Annotated in this window: 11 protein-coding genes; 4 read left to right on the forward strand and 7 right to left on the reverse strand. The window is 52.3% G+C overall.

Annotated elements, in window-relative coordinates:
* Positions 1–10 precede the first annotated feature (10 nt).
* Together Q0859_RS19365 and Q0859_RS19370 are read right to left on the reverse strand one after the other, a co-directional pair.
* A complete protein-coding gene (locus Q0859_RS19365) occupies positions 11–2,095 on the reverse strand; it encodes a DNA phosphorothioation system restriction enzyme (RefSeq protein ID WP_299154374.1) in 2,085 nt (694 codons plus the stop codon).
* Positions 2,095–5,142: a sigma factor-like helix-turn-helix DNA-binding protein gene (locus Q0859_RS19370; protein WP_299154376.1), complete on the reverse strand. Its 3,048-nt coding sequence runs from the start codon at positions 5,140–5,142 to the stop codon at positions 2,095–2,097. Before Q0859_RS19370 ends, Q0859_RS19365 begins: the two co-directional genes overlap by 1 nt.
* A gap of 216 nt (positions 5,143–5,358) precedes the next feature.
* On the opposite strand from Q0859_RS19370, the gene Q0859_RS19375 reads away from it, so the two are divergent.
* Entirely contained in the window at positions 5,359–6,078 is a 720-nt protein-coding gene (locus tag Q0859_RS19375; protein ID WP_299154378.1) for a hypothetical protein, read from the forward strand.
* On the opposite strand, the gene Q0859_RS19380 is transcribed toward Q0859_RS19375, so the two are convergent.
* The 5 genes from Q0859_RS19380 to dndB are packed head-to-tail and all read right to left on the reverse strand — an operon-like array spanning position 6,075 to position 12,161.
* Positions 6,075–7,277: a cysteine desulfurase family protein gene (locus Q0859_RS19380; RefSeq protein ID WP_299154380.1), complete on the reverse strand. Its 1,203-nt coding sequence runs from the start codon at positions 7,275–7,277 to the stop codon at positions 6,075–6,077. The genes Q0859_RS19375 and Q0859_RS19380 overlap by 4 nt on opposite strands.
* A gap of 4 nt (positions 7,278–7,281) precedes the next feature.
* Positions 7,282–7,656: a DNA sulfur modification protein DndE gene (gene dndE, locus Q0859_RS19385; protein WP_299154381.1), complete on the reverse strand. Its 375-nt coding sequence runs from the start codon at positions 7,654–7,656 to the stop codon at positions 7,282–7,284.
* Entirely contained in the window at positions 7,646–9,598 is a 1,953-nt protein-coding gene (gene dndD / locus Q0859_RS19390) for a DNA sulfur modification protein DndD (RefSeq protein ID WP_299154383.1), read from the reverse strand. The genes dndE and dndD overlap by 11 nt, the downstream gene beginning before the upstream one ends.
* Entirely contained in the window at positions 9,595–11,058 is a 1,464-nt protein-coding gene (gene dndC, locus Q0859_RS19395; protein WP_299154385.1) for a DNA phosphorothioation system sulfurtransferase DndC, read from the reverse strand. The genes dndD and dndC overlap by 4 nt, the downstream gene beginning before the upstream one ends.
* Entirely contained in the window at positions 11,055–12,161 is a 1,107-nt protein-coding gene (gene dndB / locus Q0859_RS19400) for a DNA sulfur modification protein DndB (protein ID WP_299154386.1), read from the reverse strand. Before dndB ends, dndC begins: the two co-directional genes overlap by 4 nt.
* Before the next feature lie 258 nt (positions 12,162–12,419).
* Between dndB and Q0859_RS19405 the strand changes: the two genes are divergently transcribed.
* From Q0859_RS19405 to Q0859_RS19415, 3 genes are all read left to right on the forward strand, one after another.
* On the forward strand, positions 12,420–14,600 hold the full coding sequence (locus Q0859_RS19405; RefSeq protein ID WP_299154388.1) for a ParB/RepB/Spo0J family partition protein: 2,181 nt from the start codon (positions 12,420–12,422) through the stop codon (positions 14,598–14,600).
* Between the two features lie 120 nt (positions 14,601–14,720).
* The gene (locus Q0859_RS19410; protein ID WP_299154389.1) at positions 14,721–15,101 is read left to right on the forward strand and encodes a DUF3768 domain-containing protein; all 381 of its coding nucleotides are present in this window, start codon (positions 14,721–14,723) and stop codon (positions 15,099–15,101) included.
* A 120-nt stretch (positions 15,102–15,221) separates the two neighbouring features.
* Complete coding sequence (locus Q0859_RS19415; protein ID WP_299154392.1) at positions 15,222–15,518, forward strand: hypothetical protein; 297 nt, start codon at positions 15,222–15,224, stop codon at positions 15,516–15,518.
* The last annotated feature ends 24 nt before the right edge of the window (positions 15,519–15,542 follow it).

Consider the following 15,542-nt stretch of genomic DNA (forward strand, 5'->3'; position numbering starts at 1 on the left):
TATATACCTGTTAATGGTCAAGGAGGTTAAGGCTTTTCTTGATCTCAGTAATCACGGAGAGTGCTTCACCATAGTTTTCTGCAAGCATAGCAAATTCGTTGAACCTCGCCAGCTCGCGTTTCATCAGGGATCGCTCTACGTTGGATGGAGCCTGATCTGACAATTTTTCTAGATCCGGCACAACGATAAAGTCATAGATGTATGCTCTGCTCTTTCCTTCAGAGCGCCGAAGTACCCTACCTCGTCTTTGGACAAACTCTTTCGGGTTTGCAGATGAAGCCAAGATGTAGGCTGTCCGCGTCATTGGTACATCGACCCCTTCATCTAGGCATCGGATAGCGAGCAATGCTTGTATGTCTCCAGCCGCGAACTGCTTCAGCAACTTCGACCTCTCGTCATTGTTTTCTTCTGAAGTGAACGGGCTAGCCCTCAACCCTAGTTCACCCCCTACCCTCGCAAGAGCAGTATCGATGTAACGCTGACCATTTTCCTTGCTATCGCCACAATAGATCAAAGTATGTGAGACATCTCGCTGCTGCTTCAGAAGCTTGATTAACTCCGGTAGCTTGTTTCGCGCTTTGCCTACCAAACGAGCTCGTTTGATCAACAACCGGTTCAGCTGTTCGCCCTTATCACTATCAGGCTTGGCTGCTTGGCCGAACAGCCTGCCAATCCTCGTCGAGAGCTCCGCGTACTCGTCTTGCTCATCTTCGTCCAAGTGCACGAGGATCGGGTAGTAAAGATATCGGCAGAGATGCCCTCCGCTGATCGCCTTGTCCAGGCCATAGTCTAAGACAATCTCGCCGAAATACCTTTTGAGACCGTCAGTCCCATCTTCATCGCCGTAGCGATCAGGCGTCGCCGTTAATCCAAGTCGAAATGCAGCGCTCTCTGGGAGCGCTTTTAGGTTAGATGGCGCACCCAAATTATGAGCTTCATCTCCAACAAATAGGATGTTGCCATTAAATGAGCCCAGGACAGACTGGAATGGCTTGTCCGCCATAGACGCATTAACCGCGATGAGCATTACGTGCTGCGTTGCCTTTGATCGCAGTTCATTCAGGCGCCTTTGGCATTCTTCCATCCAGCGATTGACGCCGCCGTAGCACAGGACAGGTTCAAACCCGAACTCTTTAGCTTCTCTGGCCCATTGTTCTGCGAGGTGTTGATAAGGGACCGTAACAACGATGCAAAGCTGGCCGTTCTTCTGGGCAACAAAATCATTCAGCCTCGTCACTGCCGTCAAAGCAGTCACTGTCTTACCGGTTCCCGTTGCCATGTGGAGAATCCCGCGACCATTATTCTTGAACCATTTACGTATCCCCTCTTCTTGGTAGCCACGTAGGCGACCGTCAGTCAGGAAGTGTTCAGGCACACGAGGAGAGCTTGGCTTTTCAGGCGGAAACAATTCGTAGTGTCTTGAGCTATCTTGAGCATCGCTGACGAACCTCTCAAGATCGGCTGAAGAAGGGTCAAACAGCGCCAAGTTCGGATCGAGCCCTCTCCACATTCGATCAAAGGAAGCTGCGATGTGGTTGTTCCTTTCTAAGCTTTCACTTGATTTCCAATCGCAAAAAACGCTGAAAGCTTCCCAATTGGTGCCAGCTCCACCGGTCAAATTGTAGGACCCTTGAAAGCCGACCCGGTTTCCAAGCTCATCTGTGAAGATACCTTGTTTGGCATGCAAGATTCCGGAAAGCCTATTCTTCGGAATGCCCACTTTGAAAGTCAGCACGCCATCACGTAGAAGCCACCCGAGCGCTTCACGCGTATGTTGTGTAAGACTCTCGTAGAAATCTTCATACGTTTGAGAAATGAGGTCTTGGACACGCTCATCCGACAGCTGACCATCAACCTGAAGGCTCCTGAAGTCCTCGAGAGAAATTTCGGGTGAGATCACCCACCTGGCTTTACCTCCGTTGATTGCAAAGGTTGCCATGCCATGTGCTGCATCGCGTAACCACGCGCTGCTAAAATACCCGACAGCTATGTCATACTGTTGCGCACGCTCAAGAACAGGATCGAAGAAATCCTCTACAGGATCATTCTCGCTCGTTGTGATGTAAAAAGGGAGTTTCAGGGTCTCAAGGGACATCAATCAATACCAAAATCCCCGAGAATCATCCCAAGCATTTCTTCTCCCTCTCCCTGCTCGCCCTCATTTCGTTCGAACAAGTGGTCGAGCCGAGTCAGGTCAGATGCACCCCGTGATTTGAGAGCATCACGCACCGCCTCATAGTCTGGCACTCTTGCATTTCCATGTTCTAAAATTTCATCTCGAATTCTAACGTATCTTGCAACCACTTCAGGCGGCTCAGTTATTGTGATGATCTTTTGGTCAACTTCGAAAATATGGCGGTTCTTTAGGAAGCTAAGAAGCGGTCTTGTCTGAATCTCGCCCCAAATTGGGCCCAGTACTTCTGAAAGCGCAAATGCCGTCTTTGGGCCGCTTGCCAAAGCGATTGAGCAAGCCAGTATTAAGTCAGCTTGGCGTTCCTCTTGACCGATGGCCCGCACAGTCAGGTCAAAGCGGCCTCGACCGACCGAAACCGCCTCAGGCGAGTTATCGAGACCAATTGATATCGAAGTTGTCAAAACATCCCTCCGGCCTTCAAGCTCCTCGGCAATTTCAACGAGCGTCATCGACCGTTTCGCTTCTGTTAGAACGGTTAGCACATCTTCACCAAGGCCGCGGAATTCAGACTTTTTATCATCGGATGCGAGGCCGATCATTAAGCCCCGCTTCGTTTCGAAACGCTCGTCGTCCTGCACAATTCCAAGGAGCATGTAAGGTCCAAACGCGATTCCGAAGCGTTCAGTCTCCCCTTGAAATAGGCCGGAGAACAGAACTTTAGCGCTGACAAACCCACCAATATTTTCTAGGTGGCGAAGTGTGCGGTCCCGAATCTCGTCAATATCGTTGACCGTAAGACTCAGGTTTTCGTAGAGATCATATGTTCCTCTCTCGACGATGAGGACTTCTTCCAGTCTTGCTAGAGTACTTCCAATGTGATGAATGCTTTCGTCTTTGGCAAAAACCTCATGCATCCGAGCTCTGACTTCGTCGCAGTGCATGGCGTGCCCAGCCTCTCGAAGGATCAGCACACATCGAATGGACATTGGCAATCTCGCGGCCAGTTCAACAATATCGCCGTCGAAGGTTGCATCGAAGCGGTCCGACAACTCGGCTTTAATCTCTGAAAGCGGATAGTCAGGTAACATAGACTCGATTTGTGACAACCGGATTGGAAGGTGTTGGTCACGGATCGCAGATACAATCCGCTGTCGAAGTGATCCAGACAAGTCTTCCGGTTCGTGGCTCATCAAGAGCAGATCTTGTTCTTGCACCCAACCTGCTTCGGTTCGAACACTTTCAGTGTCGAGGAATGATCTCAAGTCGCCGTACGCCAAGTCAACCGCTAGACGCTCCTCTGCAGTTAGTAGCTTGCTTACAGCACTTATCTGTTCCTCAGAGACGATCTTTCTGTTCTTGAAGAGGTTCTCCAACGACCCCTCCTGCTCAAGCGCGCCCATCAATATTTTTTTTGTGCGCCGTGTCGCGAGCTTTTGCTTTGCTTTCTTTTCTATCTGACGAATCCGCTCTCGGGTCACGTCATAACTTGAAGCAATTTGTTCAAGCGTCTCGGTTACATCACTATTGATGCCATACCGCCGCTGAAGGATGTCTTGCTGCCTGCCATTGAGAGAAGAGACGGATGCCGCGATGATTTCGGCTACTGTCAACTCTTCGATTGAGGCCGTCTCGGAAGCCTTGATGTCTTCAGGTTTGATGTTCCCGAGTTCAACTATGCTTGCAAGCGATGTGCGCGATACAAATTCGCCTCGCAGCAAACGTCTAAGGTCGGCTGCAATTTCGCTACCTGCACCACAAATTGAAAGTCGCGCTTCAATCAACCTAGACAAGATTTCGTCGAGTTGTTCGATGCTCTTTCGTCCGCAGCCCGGCAGCGAACGGATGCGTGAGGCGGTTTCGTCATATGTCTTCAGGAAATCTACAAGACTCTTTCGATGTTCTAACTGATCAAGTTTGAGGAGGTTCGCGAGCCTAGTCGGCGGTGACCATTCGAACAGTTCATCAGGATACATCATTCCAGAAAGGAACATTTCGGCGGCGGTGATCGCTCGTTGGAAGTAGCCATCCTCGTTTGAGATCAGTTCTTGGTCACCTTCAGGATCAGTTACGCTTGGCACGAAATTGCGCAAAATCTGATCGAGTTCATCTGCCGACTTGCGCCCGAGGTTCGGCAGTTTGAGGAATGCTTGCCGGGAGCTTTCCGGGGCTCTCATGTATTCGCACACAGTGTTTACTGGCAGAGCATGGGAGTGTGCTGTGATTGCATTTAAAAGGCGAACCGAACAATCGGCTTCGCACACGACATCGACTATGCGGTCACCCGCAGTTTGCCTGTTCTGATCGGCTTTGCGCGCGAACTTTCTGACAAGGTCATCGAGTTCCATTGCGGTCTTTCCGCCAGAGTTCTCGAGTTGTCTGAATGCGTCTCGCGCTGCGTCAGGCGCCCGCATGTAGGCAGCGACAGTATTTGCAGGCAGCTCTCCTTCGGCATTACGCAACACATTGATCAGCCGCGTTGACGCGAAACTCTGTATTGCCAAGTCTAGAAGTTGTTCTTCTTCTGGAACATTTTGAGAAGTGGGCCGTCCTGACTGGCGCGGCCGGTTGCTAGAAGTGTACTTGTCCAGTTTCTTGGAATGGACGACTAGAAGCGGTTCATCGATGGCCGAACCCAGCCGCAAGACAGTTAAATCGTCGTCAGAATTTGTCCTGGCTTCTATCGGTTCATCGGGCGCTAAGTTGGTAACTTTCGCCTCGGCTCTTTCAGTATTTTCTTCTTCGACAGCATCTTCAGAATGATTGGTTTCAGTTTGTTCATGCGTTTTGGACATGTTCTCCAAGACTAGCAAAGGAGTCGGTTGCGGATCCTGACTTGGTGCCGCGCGGGCTGCACTAGGGTTAGCCGGCCTGATTTTTGAGGCATTCTCAGTGTCAGGTGCGGCTACGCGACTTTGCCCGCCCGTTGCGGCAGCAGGAGTCGTTGGCACAGTCTTAACTGTTTCCCGCCTCACGAGAGCTTTGAGTTTCTTGCCCAGTCTTGAAAGCATGTCGTCTGCTTACGGCCCCTTATAACCTACTAGAAAAGCAACACAAAGATCACCACTATGCCTTCAATCTACCGATTGAACCTTCCAAACGCTATGTGTTTGAGAAGAAAAATCTAGAACCTTGCTTGCAATACCTAGAATGCCTGGATCTGTCACGGTTTGATACCACTTTTTACTTCGCCAAAGAAGATTGACTGAAACGGAAGGACTAATTCATTGACGACCATACGACACGATTCAGTTGCTCTGAATTGGCACTGTTCAGGATTTGCTCTTTCGCTTACTATTAGTCTGATCGTTGCGATCAAGTACTTGACCGAGGAGAAATTAAGTATGAGATCTCTGTTTCTCGTTGCTACACTTCTTATATGGAATTCGACAACTATTTTTGCTGACCCCATCACAGACAATAATAAAGTTCTGGCACCGCCACTGTATGCAGAAGGCGACAGAAACTGCACGGCAGAGCTCTTGTTTAAGCCCTTAGCTAACATTGAGAACCATGCTTACGTAGTTGTGACTGGACCAAATGGCTCTCAACTAGAATTGCGTGGCGGTCCTGAAAAAGGTGGTCCGACTGGAAATCCGCAAAGCTGTGCTGCTACGAACCATCCTTGGGGAGCTGTAGTCGCTTATATCGGGAAACACGGGCTGCTTGCCGAAGGAGTTCATTCGCCAGATGGGAACGTATCTTCACCTTCGGCTCGTGTAGAGATTGGTGCCGGAGCCCAGTCTAACGTTTGCAAGATGGCAAATTGTATGATGACCGTAATGAAATCTTTAGGCGCTAGCTGCGAAAACTATATTCTTGGCGTGGCAAAAATGCGTAATTCCAATACAATCGTGTCACAGGCCCTTGCCTCTTGCGGGGTGCCGGATCCACTGCCGAACGGATTGACCGCTGCAGGCTGGGGTGAGAGCTGGTTCTGGAACTAGTACATTTTAGCCCTATCGGGATTGGACACATTGCTCTTTGCTGTTCGCAAGAGTAAAAGCTCGACTGCCGCCCGGCGAACGAGATCAGCTACTTGTGAGATGTCTCGTTGGAGAGTTCGTCGCCCCAAACCCAATCGAAACGCATTGCGTGCTCTTGGAGTGTCGCCGAACATAGCGATTAGAACATGTGAAGTTTCAACATGTTCCGTTGCGCAAGCGCTCGACGCTGAGAAGCAAAGATTGTCCCTTAGCTTCTGCATCAGTGCCTGCGGGACAACGCCATCAATTGTAATTGACATCGTGTTTGGTAAACGAGACTCGGCATTCCCATTGATCTGCACTTTTAGGGTGTCTTTGAGTTCCGTTTCCAGTTGATTTCGAAGGGTGCTAATGCGTTCACGGTCGTGTTCAATGTTCTTTGAAATGAGCTCAAAAGCATGTCCCAGACCCGCAATCCCCGGCGTGTTCAGGGTCCCTGCCCTCAAGCCTTTTTCCTGCCCGCCACCAAACACAACAGGAGCCAAGCTCACCCGTGGCTTACGGATCGAGCGGTAAAGGACCCCTACCCCTTTGGGGCCATAGGCCTTGTGCCCGGAGAAACTTGCCAGATGAATTGGCGAGTCCTTAAGATCAAGTGGCACTAGGGCTGAAGCCTGTGAGAAGTCTGTATGAAACAGAGCCCCTGCATCCTCAGCGAGCTTGCCCGCCTGCAGGATAGGTTGCAGCACACCCGTCTCATTGTTGGCGGTCATTATCGAGACCAAACCGGTGTCATCGGTTAAGGCCTCTGCCAGCTCATCGAGCGAGATTTGCCCACCTTCATCAACACCCAATCGCGTTACCCGCGCGCCTTGGCCTTCGAGATGATCGAAACACGCCAGAACCGATGGATGTTCGATTTTCGAGGTTATCAAATGGGACCGTCCCGCTTCCTGCAGCCTTGGGAATGCGCCCAAGATCGCTAGGTTGTTTGCTTCGGTAGAGCCCGATGTGAAGACAAGTTCGGTTTCCTTGCATTTGATATGGGCCGCGATTTGTGCGCGCGCAGTCTCGACAATCCGAGCCGCTGCCGATCCTTCGCTGTGTTCTACACTAGAGGGGTTAGCGTAGCTGTCCCTACTGACCCGTATTACTGTCTCCAAGACATCTGGATCAATTGGTGTTGACGCATTGTGATCGAGATAAATTGGTGTCGACATAGTTTTAGGCACTTCCCGCGATCAGGTCGGCCGCATCAGCCGGGGATTTCAGGCGGACCGAGAGTTGCCGGACACCACGATCAATGTGGAGCCGAAGGCGCTCCAGCAGATCAGTGTCGTCGGTATCGATCTCTTCCGGGCCAAACTCAACATACCTCAAGAGGTCAATGAAGAGAGGTTGGAAGTCCCCAAACAGCGTATAAGCATTGAATTCTTGGCCTTCGCTTGTGTCATCGGCCACGCCAGAAATCGGCCCAGCTTCAAAGGATGATAGCATCGCCATGCGGCACACAAGATTTGGCGTCAGGCCTGATCTTTGTGAGATGATCCTGACCTGGCCCGTCGCCGTCGATGAAATCCGAAACTTGTTAACGTGCATCCGTCGTCTCCAAAACCTGAGCACCTTGCTCTGGGTCCAGCACAGTGATCTCCGTGCGCTGCCCGCCGCCCACTGCACCGATCTCAAATCGCCTGCTCACATAAGGCGTTATGATATCCGATAGATCCGGTGTCAGCTCTGTATCGGTGCACAGCATGATGACTTGGGCAGAGCTGCGCGGCATATAATTTGCCATCAGGTTTGTCCGGTGTTGTCGGTCCAGCCGTGACAATGGTGTGTCGATTATCATCGGCAGTTCTCTTCCGCTCGTTTGACCAAGTGCCCAAAGCATCGAGATTGCAAAAAGTTGCCGTTCTCCGGCAGAGAGTTCCGACGTGGTAATCTCTCTGGCTTCCGCGCCCAAAAGGGTCAGCTGAAACGTGTTGGGGTCGACAATGACGTCACTCACGAGAGATTTACGTGTAACGAGCCCGCTAAATGCTTCGACAAAGTGCTTAGAAAGGGATGCAAGGCGCAGTGCAACAATCCGCTCTTCGTAGTCATTTAGTGCGGCCTGTGCCCGCGTCGCTAAATCTCGCTTTTCTTCTGCCTTGGCCAACGCAAAGACGGCATCTTGCGACTTACGCAACTCTCGTTCCAAGCGTTCGACCCGCGCACGGGCCTGCGTTGCCTCGGCGTGTTTGCGATTGAGTTCAGTTTCAACAGTGCCGAGCTCGAATTCAGCTTTTTTCAAGTCCTCAAAAGCTCCTGATGCCGCGCCTGGCCGGAAGTTCTTCAATTGATCCTTCAAGTGCGTTCGTTGCTTCTGTAGCTCTCCCAATTGTGCAGCAATCGTGGCCATCTTAACCCGCTCATCAGCGATCTGAGCAAATTTCGCCATGACCCAGTCTGGTTCCGTGCTTAAGGCCATTTTTGGTGCGGAGCTTTGGCGACTATCGAAGAAATTACGAAGCCGCGCAAAATGGGCCTTCGTCCAGTTGGTGTCATCTCTGCCTACAGCTTCTTGAAAACTGGACACAAATGCTTCGATTGCGGGAGCCGACTGCTGCCCGCGAGCCTTCTCCATATCCGATGAGAACTTTGCCAACAGTTTTGGGGCTAGGGCGAAAGGTGCAATACCGTTCACAAGCGATTTGAGCGCGTTTGTTTGCTTAGTTAGGTCATTTTCGACGCGCTTAAGTTCCTCTGACAGCGTGTCGCGGCTTAACGCAATGCTGCCGCCTTCTTGCTCAAAGACCTTCTGTGATGCTTCGCTTCGACGTGCGAGCTGAGTGCGTTTTGCAGATAGAGAGCCGATCTCTTCTTCCGCCAAGACCAGATCAGACTTGGCGACCTCCAAATCGCGCCCGAGATTCTCAAGGTCACTGTCACCTTCCCGGTCCATGCTGCGTGACTTGTAGAGTGAAAGGTCACCCCGAAGCTGATCCAGAATGTCGATCCCGAGCAAGGATTTGATGGCATCGGTCAGCCCGGTGTTTTCTTGATCGTCCGCGATGTCTTGAATCTTTTCTCCGTCAAAGAAGAAAAGCTGCGACACTCCAGCCGGGATGATGTCCTCGAAATAGTGGTTCCAATCCTCGCTTGGGATATCGTCGACCGGCGCGCCATTGCGCTCAAATTCGAGGCTTTCGGCTACGCTCGCACCGCGTGCGGCCCAAGAACGTCGCACGATGTACATATCCTCATTCCCGAGGTGTTGGCTCTTGAAGGCCAGTTCAACAGAGGCACTGCGTTTCGTGGCAAAATTGTTGATCCTTTTGAGCAGATGTCGCTCATATTCGACTTGTCCAACACGCGCACCAAGGGCACGTTTGCCGTAGAGCGCCAATCGCACAGCTTCCAGGAAAGTTGTCTTCCCCGCTCCATTATGTCCAACCACCAATACCACGGGCTTCTTGCCGTCCGCATCTGGAGCCAGCTCAAAGCAGTGCTCACCGCCATAGAGTCCAAAATTTTCTAGACGTAGGGATTGGAGGATCATGCTTCAGTCTCAAATAGCGGGTTGGATGAGGTCGATTTGTTTTGTTCTAACCGCTCTTTGCGCTCTTTCAGGACGGTTGTTTCGTCACGCCATTCCTGCTCAAGAATAGAAGCGATTTTTCTGTGAATGAGGGTACGGCGCTTGAGACCACGTACAGATCGTTCAGCCTCTAGAAGCTGGGCCATGAGACGTGGTGGCAAATCATGCTTGGCGCAAACATCTGCTAGGACTTTCGCGTCATCGGCTTGAAACTCAAAACCATCAGCGGCTTCGGCGGGAAGCTCTTTGCCTGTTACCGTTTCCACAGCTTCAGAAACAGCATCGCCCCAGTCACCTTGCTCGCTGCGCCAGATGCGACGAATTTCGCGAAGTTCTTCGACTTGAATGAGAACCGTCTTCTCTCCCGGTGGAGCCTTGGCGTTCACCTGTTCTTGGGCTTCAAGGAGCTTGCGAAGCAGTTCCTTCCTATAGGCAAAGAGGTAAGGACCAGGAATGGATGTCTCGGAGTCGCCAACGAACGTCACGGATCCGTTCCGCCGCTTGAAATCTCGAAATTCCCTTTTTCTGTCAGGATTTTGTGTTTCAGCCAGCTCGTCACGCAAATCGAGAAGTGGTTCGAGCCACTCTTCGCCATTGTCGATCATCGCTTCCATCGCTTTGTCTTTGGTCACGACGGTACAGACCCAACAGCCGAAGCGAGAATTCCCACAGCTTTCGGTTTGCTTGTCGACCACAAGCGGGCACTCGCCGGCTTGAGCATTCCGGTACATGGCGAGTAGGTCGCGGTTGTCAGAGCCCCACGGCGAAGGGTTTTGCAGCAGGAAAGCCCACACATCATCCACATTGAACGCCTCGATTGGCGTGAACACAAAAGCCCCCGGTAAAGTCGAATGACGCGACAAAGCCGTTCCATCAATTTTGTGTAGCGCCATCACCTGAGCACGGGTTGCACTTTCAGCGGACCTCACACCCAAAACCATGACGACCTCGCCGTGCTCAGCAACACGGTTTTTAATAAAAGCATTAGCTGGATCAATTTTCAGCCGTTCCGTGCACCATCGGAAGCGTTTCGAAGGTGCAGGGTATCCACGTCCAATCAGATTGACCCAAAAACTGTCAGAAATCTCTGGAACCACCTTTTGCGCGGTGATTGGCATATTCTGATCTGCCGCTGCTACGTTAATCGCGGCTAAGGTGTCATCGATGTAGTTTACGATCACCGGCGTCTCGACAAGCGTGTCTGAGCTCAAGACAAAGATTTCTTTGCGCCGTTCATCCTCTGGAAGCGAACTTACGGCACTCCATATCAGCTGCAGGGCGCAAGTTGAATCTTTTCCGCCACTGTATCCGATCACCCATGGCCGGTTGTCAGCTGTGTAAACGGCACGGATGTGATTTTGCAGAGCGGCGAGATCGATTCCTGATTTTTTTGCCAAGTTTGTATCTATGTTTGCTGTCATGCGACGGCTTTCTCCTCAGCCAATGACGCGAGGTAGTCGTCTTCATTCGCCTGTTCTTTTTCGGTTAATAGCAGGCCAACGGCCCCAATAAGGACGTTTGTCGCCAGATGCACGGATTTTACACTGCCATCCATGCCACGCGCTCCCATTACGCGAGGGCGCCACAGTTGCGCATTGCGCTTGCTCCAATTGATCTCTGCAAGGCCTGTCAGACTTTCCGTCCACCCATCTGGCTTTGCCGCGATCAGGCGTGCACCCAAAGAGCCAAAGGCTTGGAGCATGACTCCATGGGCATGGACCGTTTCTTTGCGCAAATCACCCGATGTTGTCGCACCTCGCATCAATTTCTGCCAGTCTGGGATCGCTTCTGAGACTTGACTCCAATAGGCGATCACAGTGCTTTCGGTGTCTTCACCAAACCGGTCCGCCTCTTGTCCAGCCAGCCATTTGTTGGCTTGATTCAGGCTGGACAAGGTGAAGAGCTTTTTGGCTCGGTTTGAGAGCGACGTTTTTTCCAACTCAATGAATTCCTGAAAGAACGGGATTTCTTCCAGTACTCGCGTGCTTAAACGTGCTAGTGGGTTCCTGCGGTCATAAAGAACATTCAGCGACCCAGATGGGCGCACTGCATTTTTGTTTAGGTCTGCGAACATTTGCTGGCAGCGCCCCAAGCCTTCATCCACAAAGAGCACAACTGAAATCGTTTCGTTTTCCAGCTTAGGCCGCGTTTTTAGAGCTTCTTCAATTGCCGCGCGACGATGTTGTCCGTCATTCAAGATGATACTTGCGGTCATTGAAAGCCTGAGCTCGCCGACATTGCGGAACTGTAGGCTGTCGTTGGCAGGAGAAAACTCTAGATCACCGTCCACAGATGCGCAGAGCGACGAAAGGGTATATTCTTCGAAGTTTTCCGAGAGATAGGAAGCGATCTGGGGAACGCGCACATTTGACAAAACGCGTTGAGCGCGCAGGTCTGCCGGCAGTTCCTGGCTGTCGAATTCGAAAATCTTTGGCACCATCTTAAGTGGCACCATGATCACATAATATTCGGTTCCAGCCTGGACGCCGCGTATTGCTGCAAAATTGTAGAAATTACCACTCATGAGACCCCCTTTGCCACTTAGATGGAAGTCTATGGAAGTCTACTGGGAAGTCAACAGCAATCGGAGCCCATGTGCCCAGTGATATGTCACCTGGAGGCTCTCTCCGATGCGATAGTTTTTTTTGCCGAGAGACACGAGCAATTTTGGAGCACTGCCCAGGGCCACCCTTATAAAAGAGCCAGAGAAAGGGAAGCCCGATTGCCGGGCTTGAAAGGATAGAGAGAGTCTCATCCGGGCCCGTCCAGAAGGACGAAACCCATGGCAAAACCCCAAACCAAAGCAAAGACCAAGAAGCCGCCGGTGGCCGCAAAAGCTGCTGACGCCGCCACAACCGCGATCACAATGACCCAAGACCTCCGCATGATCCCGCTCGATCAGTTGGAACTTAGCCCGCTCAATGTGCGCAAAGTTGCGGCGAGTACGACCGACGACGCAGAACTCCTCGCCAGCATTCGCGAAAACGGCATCAAGCAAAACCTTGTCGTTCATGTGTTGCCTGATGGGAAATTCGCAGTGGATGCCGGTGGGCGCCGCTTGAAGGCGCTCAAGCAACTGGCGAATGATGGTATCATACCGAACGATCACCCTGTCTCCTGTTTGGTCGAAGATGAGCAAAATGCGATCGTCACTTCGGCAACGGAAAACCTTCAGCGCGCAGCGATGCATCCAGCAGATCAATTTGAGGCTTTTGCCCAGATGATTGCCGAGGGCCGCAAGGAAGACGACATTGCTCTGAAATTTGGTGTCAGTGTTGATCTAGTGCGCCGCCGCCTCAAGCTGGCCCGCATTGCGCCTGAGCTGATTGAGCAGTTCCGCGCCGGCGAGATGACCCTCGAATGCGTCATGGCGTTCACATTGACGGATGATCATGATCGTCAGATGACTGTTTGGAACGCAGTGAAGGACAGCTATCACATCCATCCGCAGTCCATCAAACGTCAGCTGACAGAGACGACAAATTCTGCCAGTTCAAGCATCGGGCGCTTTGTCGGCATTGAGGCCTATGAAGCGGCGGGGGGTGTTTTATTGCGCGACCTCTTTGACGATAACGCGGCAGCGCATATGGAGAATCCTGAGCTTCTGGAGCGTCTTGCCATCGAAAAACTGCAGGACGCAGCCAAGACTTATGATGCCGATTGGAAATGGGTCGAAGTACATCTTTCCGTCGACTATGGCGCGTTTCGCAGTTTTGGGCGTGTTTATCCGCAAGACATTGAACCGGATCCTGATCTGCTCGCGGAAGAGAACAACCTGATGGCCCGCGAAGAAGAATTGGCGCTGGCCAATGACGGCGCGGACTGGACTGACGCTGAAGCAGATGAGTATCACGCCATCGAGCCTCGGCTTCGTGAAATCGAAGCACTGCAAAAGGCGCGCCAGCCCTACGCTGCTGCGGATCAAGCGATCTCAGGGTGTGTCGTAACGATTGGTCATGATGGCACGTTGCGGGTTGAAAAAGGGTTGGTGCGCCCTGACGACATTCCCGTGGTTCAAGAAGATGCCGAAGATGCGGCAGATGATCGCAATCAGGCTTCAATCACCCGTCCGAACGTCACACCACCGACGTCATCAGCGCCAGTGCCGGTTTCAGATCCAGCGACAACACTGCGCAAGGCAGATGGTATCTCAGCAAGCCTTGCAGATGATCTGCGCGCCTCGCGCCAGCATATTTTGCGCGCACATTTGGCCGCAGATTACGATGTGGCGTTTGACGCAATGCTCTATGCGCTTTGCGAACAAGCGCTGTCTCGGTCCTACGGTACGGAAGCGCTCAACATCTCGATCAGCCCGTTTCTGGCCCAAAACCGTGAGGCCTTACACGCTGACACAGTCGCGCAGAAGATGCTCGATGCATTGGAACAAGATCTTGCGGTCGAGTGGATGACCCTTGAAAAGCCTGATGATTTTCGGGCGATGTCAGCGCTCTCCCTGCCCCAAAAGCAAGCTTTGTTCGCTTGGGCAGTGGGTCTGGCGGTCAAACCGCAGCTTCTGTCAGATAACCACCCTACCCCGATCATCGAGGAAATTGGTGCGCGTCTGGACGCCGATGTCGCCGCCTGTTGGCGCCCGACAGCTTCGACTTACTGGGGCCGGGTCAACAAAGGGCATGCAGTTTCAATGGCCCGTAAACTTGTTGGCGACGACTATGCCGAAGAGCGCAGCAGAGAACGCAAAGGCGATATTGCGGCCGCGATGGAACGCGCATTCGCTGAGCAGGCGGCTGAAACGGAAGGGTTTGACGCGGCCGTGGCCTCCAAGACGGCCCGCTGGCTTCCTGAAGGCATGGCGTTCCAAGGCTTTGGAAATGCTTCAGAGACGTTCAGCTCCCCAGACAATGCCGCCGCTACGCCAGCGGAGGTTGCAGATGTAACAACCTCAAGTGCTGAAGATGCCGCGCCGGACGCCTTGCCAGCGTTCTTGAACGAAACTGCTGCCTAGCCTTCCAAATTGACGGCAACAGCGTCCAATTGGGCCGTCCTTGTGAAACGGGCGGCCCTTTCCGACTGGCGGGTGCCTCAGGCTGAAATTGGTTCAGCTCGCTCGCAACGGAGACGATCCATGACAACTGTATTGCAAACCAACCCGACAACTGAGGCCGCTATCATCGCTGCCCAAAACGACGCTTTTCGTAAATCGATCATGTTCTTCAATGACACAGAAGACACGCCAAAGGGGCAGTTCGTGATGACCTCAGGCGTATCGGCTATGGGCCCAGATGCCCGCCTTTCGGCTACGCGCCAAGTGGCTGCGTTTGAGGCCTTCACGCCCGACAATGACCCCCATGGCTGGCATGAGTTTGGTGCAGTCGAGGTCTTTGGCACAACGATCTGGTTTAAAGTGGATCTTTATGACGTCAATTATGAAATGGGCGCAGATGCGCCAACTGATCCAGAACAGACCCGCCGCGTTCTGACGTTGCTTTTGCCGTCGGAATACTGACGCCCCCTCCCCTCCTGTTTGATCGATACTTAGGCCGCTCTCTGATTGAGGGCGGCCTTTTCCTACTGGCGGATTTCAACGCGCGAGATTGTCTCAGCAGCCGTCATAGGAGGCCACAAAATGGCACAAACACGCGATTATCAGATCACTCTTTATCCAGCGCATCGCGAAGGCGCATTTGTCGTGACCAAGTTCACGATGATGGACAGCTACCCCGAAAAACGGCTGCAAGCTGCGGGAATGGACGACCTCATCGCGCAGGTTACCCAGTTTGCAATGGCGCACGGCGAAGGCTGTCGTGCATCCGTGCGGTGCCTCGCGGCCAGAAAGCCGCCGGGCTTCAAGAAGGCGACCGAGGACCTCTATTTCAACCTCGAGGACCGCACTGCTGAGAAGTTCAGCCGCTCTGTCGCCTGACATTTCTGAAACCCCAATAATTAG

The sequence above is a fragment of the uncultured Tateyamaria sp. genome (genome assembly GCF_947497045.1).
Lineage (GTDB): Bacteria > Pseudomonadota > Alphaproteobacteria > Rhodobacterales > Rhodobacteraceae > Tateyamaria.